The 16,661-nt window shown below is 69.7% G+C and carries 12 protein-coding genes; 2 read left to right on the forward strand and 10 right to left on the reverse strand.

Annotation, left to right across the window (positions count from 1 at the left end):
* Positions 1–3: 3 nt before the first annotated feature.
* From POL67_RS40880 to pilM, 9 genes are all read right to left on the reverse strand, one after another.
* The gene (locus POL67_RS40880; protein WP_271926395.1) at positions 4–444 is read right to left on the reverse strand and encodes a hypothetical protein; all 441 of its coding nucleotides are present in this window, start codon (positions 442–444) and stop codon (positions 4–6) included.
* Entirely contained in the window at positions 441–3,239 is a 2,799-nt protein-coding gene (locus tag POL67_RS40885) for an MYXO-CTERM sorting domain-containing protein (protein ID WP_271926396.1), read from the reverse strand. Before POL67_RS40885 ends, POL67_RS40880 begins: the two co-directional genes overlap by 4 nt.
* An 18-nt stretch (positions 3,240–3,257) precedes the next feature.
* On the reverse strand, positions 3,258–3,980 hold the full coding sequence (locus POL67_RS40890) for a hypothetical protein (protein WP_271926397.1): 723 nt from the start codon (positions 3,978–3,980) through the stop codon (positions 3,258–3,260).
* A 110-nt stretch (positions 3,981–4,090) separates the two neighbouring features.
* Positions 4,091–6,127 (reverse strand): MopE-related protein, encoded by a 2,037-nt coding sequence (locus POL67_RS40895; RefSeq protein ID WP_271926399.1) that lies wholly within the window; start codon positions 6,125–6,127, stop codon positions 4,091–4,093.
* Between the two features lie 351 nt (positions 6,128–6,478).
* Complete coding sequence (locus tag POL67_RS40900; RefSeq protein WP_271926401.1) at positions 6,479–8,779, reverse strand: type IV pilus secretin PilQ; 2,301 nt, start codon at positions 8,777–8,779, stop codon at positions 6,479–6,481.
* 45 nt (positions 8,780–8,824) lie between these two features.
* A complete protein-coding gene (locus tag POL67_RS40905; protein WP_271926404.1) occupies positions 8,825–9,454 on the reverse strand; it encodes a pilus assembly protein PilP in 630 nt (209 codons plus the stop codon).
* Positions 9,451–10,095, reverse strand: a complete 645-nt coding sequence (locus POL67_RS40910) for a type IV pilus inner membrane component PilO (protein ID WP_271926407.1) — start codon at positions 10,093–10,095, stop codon at positions 9,451–9,453. The genes POL67_RS40905 and POL67_RS40910 overlap by 4 nt, the downstream gene beginning before the upstream one ends.
* A complete protein-coding gene (locus tag POL67_RS40915) occupies positions 10,095–10,733 on the reverse strand; it encodes a PilN domain-containing protein (protein ID WP_271926409.1) in 639 nt (212 codons plus the stop codon). The genes POL67_RS40910 and POL67_RS40915 overlap by 1 nt, the downstream gene beginning before the upstream one ends.
* Positions 10,730–11,788 (reverse strand): type IV pilus assembly protein PilM, encoded by a 1,059-nt coding sequence (gene pilM / locus POL67_RS40920; protein WP_271926411.1) that lies wholly within the window; start codon positions 11,786–11,788, stop codon positions 10,730–10,732. Before pilM ends, POL67_RS40915 begins: the two co-directional genes overlap by 4 nt.
* A gap of 203 nt (positions 11,789–11,991) precedes the next feature.
* Between pilM and POL67_RS40925 the strand changes: the two genes are divergently transcribed.
* A complete protein-coding gene (locus POL67_RS40925; protein WP_271926414.1) occupies positions 11,992–13,092 on the forward strand; it encodes a peptidoglycan L,D-endopeptidase MepK in 1,101 nt (366 codons plus the stop codon).
* A gap of 350 nt (positions 13,093–13,442) precedes the next feature.
* Positions 13,443–14,090 (forward strand): sigma-70 family RNA polymerase sigma factor, encoded by a 648-nt coding sequence (locus POL67_RS40930; protein WP_271926415.1) that lies wholly within the window; start codon positions 13,443–13,445, stop codon positions 14,088–14,090.
* Between the two features lie 50 nt (positions 14,091–14,140).
* Here POL67_RS40930 and POL67_RS40935 read toward each other — a convergent pair whose 3' ends face one another.
* Positions 14,141–16,654 (reverse strand): hypothetical protein, encoded by a 2,514-nt coding sequence (locus tag POL67_RS40935; RefSeq protein ID WP_271926416.1) that lies wholly within the window; start codon positions 16,652–16,654, stop codon positions 14,141–14,143.
* Positions 16,655–16,661 lie beyond the last annotated feature (7 nt).

Consider the following 16,661-nt stretch of genomic DNA (forward strand, 5'->3'; position numbering starts at 1 on the left):
GGGTTACGCCTTCGCCACGCCCGCGAGCTTCGGGCGCATGTCCGCGAGCCACGCCCGCGCCGCGGCCTCGTCGTTGCCGTGGAAGACGTAGCGATCCCGGGCCCCGAGCGCGGCGGTCGCGCGCATGAGCATTTCGACAGACATACGTAATGCGAAGCCGCCCCCATACAGGGCAAGGGCGCGCGGCGGGAGGCGAATGCGGTGCGACGACAACGCGACCTTCCGCGCCCCCCCGGTCCAGGTCGTCACACGCGAGATCGATGCGAGCGTGAGCATGTAGGGACGGCCCTCGCCCCATTCCTCGAGGGCCTCGGCGAGGGACTGGAGCTCCTCGCCGAGCTCGCCGCAGAGCTCGATACGGACCGTGTCGGCCGCCTCGAACGCGAGCGTGTGCGAGCCGATACGTAGCTCCGTGCCCACCGATGGATGCCCCGCCGTCGTCACGCGGACCGGAGCTTACGCTCGATCCGGCGTCTCCGCAGGAGAAAAAGCGCGGCGAGCGAGAGGAGGGCCGGCGAGGTCGAAGGCGCGTCCCCCGTGACCCGGCACCCACAACCATCATCGAGGACGAGGGGTCCCGTGGGTTGATCCCCGCCGCCCGACGAAGCCCCGCCGCCCATTCCACCAAGACCACCTCCCCCGCCCGCGCCGGCATCGCCGCCCGCACCGCCATTTCCAGCGGCACCGCCCGCGCCGCCGACTCCGCCGGTTCCACCTGCACCGCCGCTTCCGCCCGCGCCGCCGCTCCCGCCCGCGCCGCCGCTTCCGCCCGCGCCGCCGCTTCCGCCGCCGCTTCCGCCTGCGCCTCCGCTTCCGCCGCCGCTTCCGCCTGCGCCGCCGCTTCCGCCTCCGCCGCCGCTTCCGCCTCCGCCGCCGGCCCCGCCGCCTCCGTCGTCGGATACGACCCGCGCCCGGACGCGAATTCGATCCGTCACGTCGTCATGCGCCCCGTAGGCGACAAGAACGTTCCCCGGGAGCCCCGCGCAAGCAATCGACGGGGTCTCGTCCTCCGGCTGCGCGCTGATCACGAAAGGCATTGCATCCACGGGTGTTCCGTCCGTGTGGAGCCGGAGCCCCGCGATGTCGTTCGCGCCCTCCGAGGTGATCGAATACGTGACGACGTGGCCCGCGCCGTCGAAGGCCACGGAAGGCGCGCGCTCGGCGCTGGGGGTCGCCGCGAGCACGAGGCTGTTCGGGTCGAGGACGACCCCCGCAGCCGTCACGCGCGCGGCGTGAATGTCGGGGGCCGTGGGCGCTCGTTCGTCGGTCCACACGACGAGGAAGTCGCTCCCGTCGAAGCCAACCGAAGGGCTCGTCTGCGCGTTCGGCGCGACCGATACGGGGATGCCCGCGGCGTCGAGGACCGTGCCGTTCGGATCGATCCGGAAGGCATAGATGTCGCCCTTCGTGTCGGTGCGCTGATCGGAGGCCACGGCGAGGAACAACGAGCCATTCGAGGTCAGGTCCGAGAGGAACTGGGAGCCCGGCGCGGTCGTGATCGGAAAGCCCTGGGGATCTTGCACCGCGCCGAAAGGCGAGACGCGGGCGCCATAGATGTCCCACGCCGTGGCGCCATGGCGATCGTCGAGCCAGGCGACGAGCCAGGTGCTGCCCGTGGACGCGACGGAGGGTGACTCCTGGGACGAGGTGCCCGTGGCGACGGGAAAACCGCCCGGATCGAGGACGACGCCGGCAGGGCTGACGCGCGCCGCGTAGACGTCGGACTGGTTTTGCGTCGTGCGCCGGTCGGTCCAGACGACGAGGTGGTTTTTCCCGTCAAAGGAAACGCGCGGGGTCGCGACGGGGCCCTGGCCGGACGCGACGAGGATCGCCGAGGCGTCGAGGACCTGCCCCGCGGGGCTCACGCGGACGCCGGCCACGACGCTGCCTTTGTTTCGCGAGTCCGCCCATACGACGAACCAATTCGTCCCGTCGAACGCGGCGTCGCCGATGCGCTCCTCGTTCGGCGCCGTGGAGAGGAGCCTCGCGGGCGTGTCCACGGCCGTGCCGCCTTGGGGGATGCGCGCGCCGAAAATGTCGCGGTTGTCCGCGTCGGCATCCCACGCGGCGAGGGTATGGGTCGCGCCGGATGCGAGCGCGACGGAGATGTCGTCCGCGCCGCCCTTGACCACGACGAACCCGGCCGGATCGAGGACCGTGCCCTGCGAATCGATGCGGGTGCCATAAAGATCGTACACGCCGCCGCCATTGCGCAAGTCTTCCCATACGGCGACGTAGTTCACGCCGTCCCAGGCGAGCGACGGGTATCGCTGCGCGCCCGAGGCGGCCGAGACGAGCAGGCCCGCGGCGTCGAGGACCGTGCCGTTCGGATCGACACGCGCGCCGTAAATGTCGTACGAGCTTCCGCTGCGGTAATCACGCCAGACGAGGAGCGAGCTCGTGCCATTGCTCGCGACCGCCGGGTACATCTGGCTGCCCGAGACCGCGGAGACGGCGATGCCCATCGGATCGAGGACGACGCCCGCCGGCGTCACGCGCGCGGCGTAAATGTCCTGGTTCGTGCCGCTGCGATAGTCCTGCCAGCCGACGACGAAGCTCGTGCCGTCCCAGGCGACCGAGGGGCGGCTTTGCTCGTTCGTCGCGGCGCCGATGGGAAGGCCGAGCGGGTCGAGCAGGACGCCGTTCGAAAGGATACGCGCGCCGTAGATGTCATTCGAGGTGCCATTGCGGAGATCCTCCCATACGACGAGGACACGGCTGCTCCCCGCGGCGATGGCGGGTGCGCGTTGCGCATTCGTGGCGCCGCCGAGGACGAACGAGGCGCCGAGCGGCGCGCCCGTGGGCCCGAAGCGCCGCGCGCGAATGTCCCAGCTCGTATCGTCGCCGGGGACACCACTCTCCCACGCGACGACCCAACCCGCGCCGTCCCACGCGGCGGCGGGCGCGAGGTTGTACCCGACGGACGGCTCGATCTCGAAGCCCTGCGGATCGAGCGGCGCGCCGGAGGGGCCCACGAGGACGCCGCGCAAACCCGAGGAAAAACCGTCCGCCGCGAGGGTTTCCCACACGAGGAGCCAGTTCGTTCCGTCGTAGGCGACCGCGGGGGTCGTCTGTTTTCCCTGGGAAGGACCATAGGCCGGCGCGTCGAGCGGGATGTCGGGCGAGACGACGCGGGCCGCGCTCGGGCCGGCGTCGGGGAGGCGGGCGCCCGCGCCGAAGAAGGCGAGGAGGAGGGCGCCGAGGCCCGAGGACAAGGGGAGGAAGCGCGGACGGGCCATGCCGGCAGGATACGATCGTCAGCGAGGTCGTTCGAGCGAGAACGTGACGGTGACGCCGACGGGATCGGCGGTCGGGGCGCCGACGGCTTTGTTCTTGAGGAGCAGGCGGATGCAGGACGCGGCCTCGTCGGTCACGCCCTTCTTGCTCTCGATCTCGACGCCCTCGGCGCGGCCGCGCACGCGGACGAGGAAGCTCAGTTTGATGCTGCCCTTCGCCGCTTCGAGGCCGCCATTGTCGGCGATGCACTTGGCAATGCCTTCGAGGTTCGCGTTGATGAACTTCTCGGCGCGCGGCACTTCGCCGCCCTCGAATTTCGGCGCGGTGATCGTGACGACGGGCGGCGGCCCGGGTTTTGGTTTTTCCGCGGGTTTCTCCGGCGGAGGCGGCGGCGGCGGAGGCGGCGGAGGCGGCGGCGTCGTTTCGGGCGGCGGGGCCGCGTCCGTGCCGCCGTCCGGGGAAGGCGGCTCGGGTTGCGGGGGCGGCGGGAGCCAGCCGGCGTCACGCTCCTCGGGGCGCAAGCAACGGACGAATCCGCGGTGCGGGTCTTCGAGGGCGCCGTGGGGGCATTTCGACGGATCGTCCTCCGTCTTGCGACCAAGCGCGTCCGCCTCGGTGTCGGTCGAGGCGTGGCTCCGTCCCACCGGCTCGGCCTCCGGCATGGCCGCACCACAAGCGCCCGCCGAAGCGAGGCCGAGGAGGGCCGCGGTGGCCGCGCGAAACCAGTTCGAGTGCGGGCTCATCGGGAGGGAACCTAGCGGCCGCGGGAGCAGAGGCAAAGAAATCGGCGGCGGATTCTTGGCCCGGCGACGACGCTTGGAGAGCGCGCCGCCCGGGCCGCAGGGGAACCCCCTCAGGGCGAGAGCTTCGCCACGAACGCGTCCTGGTGGTTCAGGTCCCCGGCCGAGAACGGCCCGAGGCCGAAGTCGATGGTGCCGCCGAAATCCCCGCCGAGCAGGATGTTCCCCATCGGATCGGTCGCCACGTCGTTGCAGGTGTCCGTCTCGTACACCACCGGGTCGCCGTACTGCTTGCTCCATACGTAGGCGCCCGTGGAGCTCAGCTTGAGCACGAAGATATCGGGGGACGCGGCCACGACGGTCATCATGCCGCCGCCGAGGTCCATGCTGCCCTGGAACGTACCCGTCACGATGACGTTGCCCGCCGGATCCACGGCCATGTTGGGGGCGTAAAACGCTTTGGCAGGGGTCGTGCCGTAGGTCTTCGACCAGAGGCACGCGCCGTTCGGATCGAGCTTCGCCACGTAGAATCCGTGGTTGTTCAGCGCCGACAAGGGCCCGCATCCGAAATCGATGGGCTCGTGATGGGTGCCCGTGATGAAGATGTTGCCCTGCGCATCGAACGCTGCCTTGCTGATGTCCTGCGTCGACGCCGAGCCGTAGTTCTTGCTCCAGAGGTGGGTCCCATCCGCGGCGAATTTCGCGATCGCGACGTCGATGCTGCCCGCCGACGTGAGCACGCCGCCGCCGAAATTGGCCGTGCCCTGGAGGTCGACGGCGAGGACGATCTCGCCCGCCGCATTCACGGAGACGCTCTTGCCGCTCTGGACCGAGGCGTCCCCGAATCTCTTGCTGAAGACGTGGGCGCCCGTGGCGTCGTACATGGCGAGGAAGGTGTCGCTGGCAGACCCGTTCAAGGGAGGGCCGCCCAAGCTCACGGCGCCGCCATTCACGGTCCCCGTGACCACGAGGCCGCCGCTCGGCGTGGTGGCAAGGTCCGACGCGCCTTGCGAATTGGTCGACTCGCCAAGCACCTTGCTCCAGAGCACGGCTCCCGTGGCGACGTCATGCTTGAGGATAAAAATGTCCCCACCGCCGCCGATCGGGTTGAGGGTCTTGCCCCCCACGGTCAGGTTGCTGACGAAGTATCCGGCCGTGTACACGTTCCCGGTCGCATCGAAGGCGAGGGACGTGACCCAGCCGAGGTTGTTCGAGGCGCTGAATTGCTGTTGCCACAAGAAGCCGCCGTTCGGGTCGAGCTTGACGAGGAACGCATCTTCCGAGCCCGTGACGGTCATGAGGCCGCCGCCGAAATCGATGAACCCCCCCGTCATCGGGCCGGTGACGCCGATGTTTCCCGCGGAATCCGTGGCGATGCGGAAGACGCTCTGTGTCGACGTGTCGTTCCCGTACCCCTTGGCCCAGAGCCCCTTGCCGAGGGCGAGGCCGTCGTCGACCTGACCATTGCAGTCGTTGTCGAGCCCATCCGCCACCTCGGGGCTCGGCAGGACGTTCTGCACGCAGGTGAGCGCGGCGTCCTTGCAAGTCGTGGTGCCGGCCGCGCAGACGCCCGGGAGCGCGGTGTCGCAGGCCGTGCCGACGCCGGGGACCTCTTCGTCGAGGTTGCCGTCGCAATCGTCGTCGACGCCGTTGCACGTCTCCATCTGCGCGCCGGGCGCGACGTCGGCCATGCAGACCAGGCTGCCGCTCTGGCACGTGGTATGGCCCGCGGCACACGCGCCGGGCAACGCCGTGTTGCAATCGGCGCCGCCGCCGGGATTGCCATTGTCGACCACGCCGTCGCAATCGTCGTCGACGTTGTTGCAGGTTTCGGGGATGCAGTTCTGACCGCCGGTCCCGCCCATTCCACCGGCCCCGCCGAGGCCACCCGCGCCGCCGATCCCGCCGGTCCCGCCGGTCCCGCCGAGGCCACCCGTTCCGCCGATCCCGCCGGTCCCGCCCATGCCGCCGGCCTGCATCGAGCCTCCCGTGCCGCCGCTGCCGCCCGTGGAGGGCGTGCCCGACGAGGTGGACGTGCCCGTGTCGTCACAGCCGACGATCGTGAAGATCGCAGCGGTGCTGCAGAGGCCGAACAAGACGTGCCGAGAGGCAAAGGGCTTACGCTTGGTGCGGAATGTCGTCGTATTCATGTAGGCGCGGCAGTTACCCGGCTCGCTGGCGAGCTGTCAACCCACGTACGTGCCGAGCGCTACGCAGCCCTCGGGGCTCCGCGCCTGTCATCCCCCGCTTGCAACGCGTGCAAGCCGCACTTTGCGTGTACCGGACCCCGTCTGCACGCGTTGCAACCGGCTCTCTGCACACACAAAGTGCCGCCTGCACGCGTTGCAACCGGCTCTCTGCACACGCAAAGAGCCGTCTGCACGCGTTGCAACCGGCTCCCTGAACACACGAAGAGCCGCTTGCAAGCGTTGCAAGCGGCTCCCGGTACACGCAAAGAGCCGCTTGCAAGCGCTGCAAGCAGCTCCCTGTACGCGCAAACGCTACTTTCCGAGCGCTTCCGCGCGATTGACGATGCGTGGCGTGATGAAAATCACGAGCTCGCTGCGGCTGTCGCTCGACCTTCGGCGCTGGAAGAGCACGCCGAGGATCGGGATGTCGCCGAGGACGGGGACCTGATCGAGGTTGCGGCCTGTGTTGCGCGTGAAGATGCCGCCGATGACCGCGGTGTGGCCGTCCATGATGAGCAGGTCGGTCTCGGCCTCGCGCTTCAAGATCGTGGGATCACCGCGGGCCGAGGTCTGGTTGAAGTCGGGCTCGTCGCGGTTGATCTTGACGTGCATCGAGACGCTGCCGTCGCTCGTGACGTGCGGCTTGACGAGGAGCTGGAGCTTCGCCTCCTGGAACGTCGTCTGCACGCCCTGCGCGCTGATCTGCGAGAACGGGATGAGCGTGCCCTGGCTGATGCGCGCCTCGCGGTTGTCGAGCGTGAGGATGCGCGGGCTCGACACGATCCGCAGGAGGCCACTCGCCTCCGCCGCCGAGAGGCGCACGGCGAGGTTGACGGTGTTGTCGATCGAGCCGAGCGTCATGCCGATCGCGCCGCCGAGGCCCGTGCCCGTGGTGGCCGGCAAGTTGACCGCGAAGTTCGGGTTCTGGACGGTGTTCTGGAACGGCGAGAGGCCGCCCGTGGGCGTCGCCTGATCACTCGCGCCACCGGTGATGCCGATCTGCGAGGGGAAGACGAGGCCCGTGGGGTTGCCGGTCGCAGGGCTGACGGTGCCATCGCCGCCCCACTGGATGCCGACGTCGCGCAGGTAGCGGCTCGTCGCCTCGACGATACGCGCCTCGATGAGGACCTGCGGCGTCTGCGTGTCGAGCGCGCGCACGAGCTCTTCGAGCTGGTCGAGGTTGCCCGCGACGTCACGCGCCACGAGGACGTTGGTGCGATCGTCGACGGCGAGCGAGCCACGCGGCGAGAGCAGGTCCTTGCCACGCGCCTGGAGCTCCTTGGCGACGGCGTAGTTCACCGGGATGAGGCGTGTCTCCAGCGGCGCCAGCGCGAGCTCGTTCTTGCGGCGCGCGAGGTCGAGCTCGCGCTCCTTGTTGAGCTCGGCCTGGGGCGCGACGCGGATCATGTTGCCCTGGCGGACCATGCCGAGGCCCTTGGCCTGGAGGACCGTCTCGAGCGCCTGATCCCAAGGGACGTTGCGCATCCGGATGGTGACGGTGCCCTTCACGTCGTCGGACGTGACGATGTTGACGCGGCCGACGTCGGAGACGAGGCGCAGGACGTTGTGGATGTCGGCGTCCTTGAGGTCGAGGTCGATGCGACGGCCCGTGAAGCGGCGTTGCTGCGCGAGCGTCGTCGGCAAGAAGCCCGCGGCCTCTTCGCCATCCACCGTGGTCTCGGCCGCGCGCGAGGGGCTCGGCGTCGCGGCGACGTCCTCTTCCCGCGCCACCGTACGCACGCGACGCGCGGCCCCACCGTCGGCGCCGACGCCGCTGAGCATCGGGTGCGCGGCAGCGTCCGCGAACGTGAGGACGAGCGTGCTGCCTTCCCGCGCGACCACGCCGACCACGTCGCCCTTGGGCTCGACCTCGACGACGACACGAGACGCATCGCTCTTGCGCCGGTACGTGGAGATCGCCGTGATGGTGCCGCCGAAGGCGCTCACGTCGAGCTTGCGTTCGAGCGCGTCGGGCAGGCGCACGCCTTCGAGCTCGAGGATCGAACGACCATTCGCCGAGGTCACGTGCGAGAACTTCACGTTCTCGTTGAGCTCCACCGTGACGCGATCCTTGCCAGGTTGATGGTCGTAGCGGACGTTCGTCACGGCCGCGCCGGAAGCGACATGCTCGGCCTTGCGCTCCTCGGCCTTCGGCGTCGCGGACGAGGTGACCACGGGCGTGGCCGCGCGCATCGGCGCGGTCACGTCGGCAGCCGCGAGGTCGACGACGAGGCCGGTCGGCGCGGCGCTGATGCGGTACTCCGCGGAGCGCGCGAGCTGCACGAGGACCCGCGTGATCTTCTTGCCGTCCTGATCGAAGGTCTGCGTGAGGACGCCGCCGACGAGCGTGTTGCCTTGCGTGATGGCCGCGGGCGCGCCCTTGATCTCGGCACCCGAGACGTCGATCACGAGGCGCTTTCCGCCGCTGTCGACGCGCGCGAAGAAGCGCGGCTCCGCGCTCGTCGTGACGGAGACGCGCGCCTCGCCTTTGCCGATCGAAACGAGCTTGACGTCCCGGACCTCGAGCCGCGTGTTCGCGTCGGCGTATGCCCTTGCGGAGGCGAAGGAGAGGAGCGCCCCGAGGAGCATCGCGGAGCGCGGTTTCGTCAGCATGCGCCCGATGCTACCCAAACCGCGCGAAGAGGGCCTAATTCGTCGTTACCGCCGGCCCTCGTTGCCCGCGTTTTCCTCGGGGAAGAGCGCGACCACTCGCGTGACCGGGGCAATTTCCGGGTGTGCCGGGTCCTCGCGAACAAAAACGACGTCCCCGTCGCGGATGCGGTCGACGCGCCAGTTGATGGCCACGTCGACCCCCGTCGGTCCGCCCGTGCGCACGATCTCGGGCTTGCCCACGAAGTCGCCGACCTTGATGACCCACCCCACGTTGGCAGGGTCGATGAAGAGGGCGCGTGGCTGCGAGCGCGTGACGAGGCCCGAGAGCTTGAGCTCGTCGAGCGCGTACCGCTCGATCACCACCGTCCGCTGCACCACGGTGCGGCCCTTGGCCTGCTGCGCGAAGACGCTCGCGAAGCCGCGGAACGGGTCGCGGTTCTTCTCGGTCTCGGTGAAGTCGGCCTCGCCAAACTCCCGCTGCGGCAGCTCGAGCTGCTCTTTGTTCGCAGCCACGGCCCCGCCGTCCGTGCCTGCGCCGCCGTCGGGCGCGGCGCCGGGCGGTGGCGTCGCGCTCGGCGGCGGCACGTAGAACTCGTCTTCCTCGCAGCCAGCCGCGAGCGCGGTCGGCACGAGCGCGACGACGAGGAGCGCAAGCTTCGAACGCGGGCGCTTCATTTCCCGGTCCCCCTCCGCTTCGCCCCGTCCTTGCCGTCGAGCCGGAGCGCGCGGAAGGCGGTCCCGAGGCACTCGACGGTGACCTCCGGCTCGACGGGCTGATCGGGCCGCACCGTGCCGTTCTTCGTCGACAGCTTCATCTGGATGTCTTCCATGTTGATGATGCGGTCGATCTGCCCCACGCCGTGGAAGAACTTTGCGATCTGGTGGTAGCGACCGGTGAGCGTGAGCTTCATCGGCACCTTGGCGAAGAACTCTTGCGGCACCTCGTCGACGGGCGTCCAGCTCGTGAGGTTGACGCCGGCGATGGTGGCGGTCTGCTGGAGCGAGGCGAGGAACGCGGGCGTCTCGGGCTCGTCGGGCAGGATCTTCTTCGTCTGCTCGGCGCGCGCCTCGCTGCGGATCTTCTCGTCGCGGTCCTTCTGGTAGGCATCTCGCACGGCCTCGGCCGCGCGGAGCTCGCCGCGGAGCGTGCCCTCGCGTTGCTTGGCGGCGGCGAGATCGTTGGAGAGATCCTCGTAGACGAAGACGAAGAAGAGCGCGCCGACGAGGGTCAGGAAGAGCAGGCCGACGCCGATCTTGCCAGCGAGGGGCAGACGATCGAGCGACGAGCTTCCCGCCGCGGGTGCTTTGGCGGCCATCAGTACCTCACCTTGAGCTGGAGGGCGAAGCTCACGAGATCGATCTTCGAGACCTGATCCGCGTCCTTCTTCCCGGGCAAGAGCGTGACCTCGTAGAAGTAAGGCGAGAGCTTGAGCCGCTGCGCGAGCTCGTAGACGTCGTTGCCGTCCCGGGCGAGGCCCTCGATGCGCACCGTGCGTTGCCCTTCGAGGTACGCCGTGAGCCAGAGCCTGCGCGAGTCCCAGGCCGGGTTGAACACCGCGAGGGGGTTGTCCTTGCGGAGCTTCGCGAGTTTGTCCGGATCGGCCGAGGGTCCCTTGCCGGTCGACATGATCTGCGCGAGCTCGAGCAAGACCGCGGTCGGCCCGCTGCGGCCCGCCTGGAGCTTCGCGATGGCCTCCTCGCGGGCGCGCAGCACGGTGAGGGCCTTCTTGATCTCGTCATGGTCGGCGACGAGGCGCTTGATGTCGTCGATCTGGCTCTTGATCTGCGCGTTCGTGCGGTTCTGCGCGTCGAGCTCCTCGCGCTTCGACTGGTAGAAGAGGAAGAGCCCCACGATCTCGAGCAGCACCACGGCGAGCACGACGAGCAGCCAGCGCTGGCTCGGGGCCCCCGTCGCCGCGCCGCGCTTGTGCGGCAGGAGGTTGATCCGGATCACGCGCGCTTCTCCTTGTCTTTGCGCATGGCGAGACCCAGGGCCACGCAGAGCTGCGAGCCGCGGGTGCGGAGCATGTCGGCGTTCACGTCCTTGCCCTCGACGGTCACGCGCTCGAGCGGCTGGAGCATCTCGACCTGCACGCGCGAGCGCCGCGAGATCGCCGCAGGCAGCGCAGGGAGGTTCGAGGTGCCGCCCGTGAGGTAGATCCGGTGCATCTCGGGCTCGCCGCTCGTGGCGAGGAAGAAGTCGAGCGAGCGCTGGATCTCGCCGGCGATCGTGTCGCAGACGGCGTCGACGATCGGCGGCACCTGGGCCGCGGGGCCGAAGGGCTGCGCGACGCTCTGGCACTTGAGCTCTTCGGCCTGTTCGAACGTGACGCCGAGCTGCTTCTGGATCTGCTCGGTGACGTAGTTGCCCGCGTTCGGGATGTCGCGCGTGAAGGAGCTCGCGCCGCGCGAGACGATGTTGATCGAGGTGAGCGAGGCGCCGACGTTGATGATCGCGAACGTCTGATCGGCAGGGATGCCGCGGCCGTACTCGAAGAGGTTCTGGACAGTGAAGGCGTCGATGTCGAGGACGAGGGGTTTTAACTTTGCTTGTCGTGCGACCTCCAGGTAGTCGCTGACCTCTTCACGCTTCGCGGCGACGAGGAGGAGATCCATCTGCCCTGCTTCGGGGCGGCGGCGCAGGACCTCGTAGTCGACGTGCACGTCCTTGATGTCGAAGGGGATGTGCTGCTCCGCCTCCCACTGGATCTGCTCGTCGAGCTCGTTCTGGGTCATGAGCGGCACGGTGATCTTGCGGATGATCACGGCCTGGCCGCTGATGCTCAGCGCGACCTCGCGTTGCTTGATCTTGGCGTCCGCGAGCGCCCGGCCCACGGCCGCGACGATCGCCGAGGCGTTCATCACGTGGCCGTCGACGATGCTCTGCGGCGGCAGGGGGCAGTAGCCCGCCCGGACCAACGACAGCCCTTTGCGCCCTTCCTTGAGCTGGCACACCTTGATGGAGCTCGAGCCGATGTCGACGCCCACCAGGTTGTTTCCGTCCGCCATCGATCAGTCCTGGTCCTCGTAACTGCGGCGCGCGGAGGCTCCGCCGGCCAAACCCCGGGAGGGGGTCCGAGCCAGCATCGCACCCCCGCCAATCCACGGCCAAAATAGTGCTTTACGCATCGATCGGTTCCGCGTACCGAAGGTAAGACAGCCTTGGGTGCGTGGCCGTATCGAACCCCCGAGCAACGTTGAATACATCACACATGGACGCGAACGCCTCGAAACCGGCTCGATCTTCGTTCCGGCTCCGCTGCGTGGCCTTGATGGCCGGCGCGGCGGTAGCGCTCCTCTCTGTATACGCCGAGGCGGGGGACGTCGTTCACGTCGTGGCCAAGGGGCAGGTCCTCGTCCAGATCGCCAAGCGGTATCGCACGACGGTGGACGCGATCCGAGCGGCCAATGGGCTTCGGCCCGGGCAGCTCCTCAAGCCGGGACAAGAGCTCGTGATCCCCGAAAAGGGGAAAGAAGCGGAAGCCGCGAAGAAGGCGGCGGCGCAACGAGCAGCCAAGGAGAGCAAGAAGGCGGACGCGAAGGAGAGCGGCGCCGCTGGCAAGGGGAAAAAGAAGGGCGACCCGAAGCCCGCGAAGCCCGAGCCGCTCGTGATGAAGCCGAAGCGGCCGGGGTTCGTGAAGCTCGTGCGAGGCAGCGAGCGTCTTGAAACGCAGCTCCTCACGAAGCACGGGCGGCTCGTGCCTTCGGCGCTCACGGGGCTCGGCAAGATGATGCGGCACGGGCCTTCGGGGTCGAAGACCGCGATCGATCCACGCCTCGCCACGCTGCTCGGTATGGTCAGCGATCACTTTGGTGGGCGTACCATCCACATCACGAGTGGGTTCCGGCCCTACTCTCCCACCCAGTACACCAAGCACTCGAACCACAACCTGGGCAGGGCGATCGATTTCAGCATCGAGGGTGTTCCGAACACGATGCTGCGCGATTTCTGTCGGACCTTCCGCAATGCTGGTGTAGGTTACTATCCGAACAGCACATTCGTTCACCTCGACGTCCGGACCACGAAGGCCTTCTGGATCGACTACTCCAGACCCGGTGAGGCCCCCCGCTACGATTCCCCCGTGGCCCAGGCATCGGCAGACGAGTCGACGGCGGACGTGGATCAAGCGCCTTCGGGCGCGACCCCTGCCCCCGCCGGGGTAGGAAAAGAAACGACACCCACACCCCCCGCGCAGGGAGGTGGGTCCGGGGATACCCATCCCCCCCCTTCGCAAGTCGTTGATCCTTCAACTGGAAACTCCAGCACGCAGGATCCGACGCCTCGAAACTCGCCGAAGGCGGGTCAGAACTGACCCAGCTTCGGTCGGGAGCCTTAGGGATTTTCCTGATAGTCTAAGGGAACTTCCTGGTGCAGAATGCGTGGTGTAGATTCGTTTGCGGTCCTTCTCTGGAGGACGGGACCAGTGTACGTTTGGGACGAGCCGCTCCTTGCCACCTCACAAGGATGTGCCACGAACGTTGCTTACATCACGAGGTCCCTGAACAGATGCAGCAGTCCTACTTCCACCGTCAGGATGTTCAGGAACGAGACGTGACCGTCATCGCCCAAGCGGATCTGAGCGGGTGCACGACCATGGTGTCGCCCTGTGCCCCGCAAGAGCCCGCCAGCATGGTCGGTCGCCGCTCGCTTCCCGAGGCCCCGATGTCCGACGTGCGGCCCCGGCGCGCACGCGCCGTCCAGGAGGGAAGTCTGGCGCCGGTGTGCCCGCAGACCCTCAAGAGCTACCTGCCGCTCGTGAACCAGATCGTCGCGCAGATGGCGCGGCGGCTGCCGGCGAACGTGCTGCGAGACGATCTGCTCGCGGCCGGCGTGTTCGGGCTGCTCGACTCGCTCCGCAGGAACGGTGGCAACGGCGGCGAGACGTTCGAGTGGTACGCGCGCATGCGCATCCGCGGCGCGGTGGTGGACGAGCTGCGCGCCCAGGACTGGCTGAGCCGGCGCCGGCGCGCCGCCGTGACGGCCGCGCGGGAAGGCGAGTCGGGCGCCGCGCGGCCGACGTGCCTCGTGAGCCTGCATGACCTGACGCCGGTCGAGGAGCAGGTTCACCTCGTCGCCGAGGACGAGGACCCGGCGGCGGCCCTGGAGGCCCGCGAGTCGTACCGCGCGCTGTTCCGAGCGATGGAGCAGCTCCCCGAGCGCGAGCGGCAGATTGTTGGGATGCACTACTTCGACGGCGTGAAGCTGAAGGACATCGGCGCGCACCTCGGCGTGAGCGAGCCGCGCGTGTCGCAGCTCCACGCGCGCGCCCTCGGGCGGCTGAAGATCCTCATCCAGCGCGCCGCGGCCTGACCGCGCCCCCTCCCCTCTCCCGCGCGAGCGGAGAAGAGGGGCGACGACAACTAGTTCGCTTTCGGAGGACCCACCAGCGCAGACGCGCGGCCTCGCATCGGGCTCTCCAGCACATAGAGCGTCGTCTGCTCGTACCGGGCCTCGGGCGCCGTCTCGCCGCCGGCGCGATGGACGAAGGCGTTCAGGTGCGCGCCGCGATCGAGCGCCACGACACGCGCGCAGCCTACGTCCACGAGGGCCTCGGTCGTGGCCTCGTCGGTGTCGAAGGTCGTCGACGCGAGGAGGACCGCGCCGTCGCCGAGCGCGCACAAGGCCGCGCGCGGGCGCATCGAGCCGACGACACGCGCCTCGGGCAGAGGGCGGCCTTCATCCGCGGTGAGAGGAAGCTCGGTCGCGTCGGCGTCGGGCGTGGGCGTGAAGGCCTCGCTCTTGTCGATGCGCACGGGGCCGTCGCCGACGACGAGCACGCCTGCGCCGGGGCCGAACTTGATGCCGATGGAGCCGTCGATCGCGAGGCCCCGCGGGCCCTTGCGGCGGCCCGTGCCGAGGCCTGCGGCGGCGAGGACGTGGGGCCGCTCGGCGTCAGAGAGCGTGCCGGGGAAGGTGCCGCCGAAGCGGTGCGAGAGCTCCTTCTCGCCGGCGCGGATGTGGAAGGTGAAGCGCTCGGGGGCAAACCACGCGAGGCGCACCTGCGCGCCGAGCTTGGAGACCGTCGCGGTGTAGATGCCCGGTTGCCAGAGCGGCGCGGGCTGCGTGCCGGGATCCGGCTCCCACGCGACGCCCTCGGGCAGCGGCGCGTCCGGGTTCGCCTTGCGCACGACGACGTAGACGAGCTCGGTGGGCGAGCCGGAGAGCGCGCGCTCGGGGAGGAGCGACATGCCGGCCACGTGGGTGCGCGCGCCGATCTCGTCGCCCGTTCGCTGGAAGAAACCGATACCGGTGGGATCCGGGCTCGTGGCGAGCGGGAGGGCCTCGCGGCAACCGGCGAGCACGAGCGCGCGCGCGAGGAGCTCGGCGGGCAGGGCCTCGCCCCAGCCGTAGATCAGGTGGCCCGCCTCGGTCACGCAGAGCGCCGAACGATCGGCGAGGACCGCGTCGGCCTCGGAGAGTTTTCCGACATGGCCGGACGTGACCAGCGGCGCGCCGGTTTGCCGAAGGGAGCGGATCCCCGGCGGCACGTCCGCGCCGAAGGGCCAGGCGCCGATCGAGGAACGGCCGAAGCGATCGACGGCGAGCGTGGAGGTGTCGGGGCGCGGCGGCAGGAAGGCGCGGCGCTCGACGACGAGGCCGAGCGGAGGCGCGTTTGCCGGCGGACCACCCGCGAACACGGCGACGGCCGCGGGCACGTCGGCGGCCGGGATGCGGCCGTCGCCGCGCAGGCCCGTGGGGGTGCGCGGCGCGAGCGTGCCGGGCATGGGACGCAGCTCCAGGCGCCGGCCATCCATCACGACGAGGTGCACGACGGCGTGCGGACGATCGGGATCCGGGCGGACGAGCGTCGTGAAGATCGCCGGCGGCGCCTCGGGCTTGCTCATCGGCAAGGGCGCAGGCGCCGGGATCCACAGGCCCTCGCCGGGCAGGGTCCGCTCGCGCTTCGTGGCCACGCGGGGCGGCGGGAAGCCTTCGTCCGACGGTGCTTCGGCGGGCGGCGCGGCGGGCAGCTCGGGCGGCGGCGACGCGGTGGCCTCTCGCAGGTGGATCGCCGTGGTCCGGGCGCTCGTGACGATCCGCTTCACGCGGCCGGCCGCGCCCTCCCCGACGGCCTCGCGCGTGGTCTCTTCGAGGAAACGCGACCACGGGGTCACGTCGTGCGGGAGGCGCTGCGCCGACAGCACGTGCTCATCACGCGGACCGGGGTTCACCGACGCGTCGGCGAGCGTCACCGCGGCGGGAAGCGCGGCCTCACCGAGGGCCATGACGAGCATGTCCTCCGTGAGCTCGAAGCGCGCTTCCTTGGGCGGCGCGCCGAAGAGGACCGCGATCTCCCCGATGCCACGCAGCGCGCCCTCGGAGAGCCAGTTCTCCACGGCGGCGCGCAGGCGCTCGCTCCGGGTGCGCGCGGCTTGCGCGGCTGCGTCGCCCGCGAGATCGAGGATCGTGATCCCCTGGACGAGGCCGTCCGCGCTCGTGGCGTAGGCGGCCCAGCGACCGTGGGCCGCGAGGTCATGCTCGTGCCCGAGCGGCGTGTTCGTCAGGTTGACGACCCTGCGCACGGCGACCGGCCGACCGCCACGCGAGATACGTACCTCCGCGCGGTAGAGATCGTTCGTGGGCGTAGCATCCGGGCCTCTCGAACGAGCGGCCAGGAACAGCACACGACGGCCGATCATGGCGTCGTGCACCAGACCGCCGCGCTCTTCCCACACAAAGTCCTCGGGCCGCACGGAGCCGCCCACGGAGGCGCCGAGCATGGCCGCGATGGCCTCGACGCTGCGCGCGGGAGGGGCGGGGCTCGTCGCGATGCGGATCACGAGCGCGACGAGCGCGATTCCGAGGACGAACGGTCCACGCGAGCGCGCGTGCGCCGCGAGGGTATCGAGAAAGGTGCCTCGCGGCGACGTCATGGCTTCC

The sequence above is a fragment of the Polyangium mundeleinium genome, assembly GCF_028369105.1.
In the GTDB taxonomy this organism is placed as follows: domain Bacteria; phylum Myxococcota_A; class Polyangia; order Polyangiales; family Polyangiaceae; genus Polyangium; species Polyangium mundeleinium.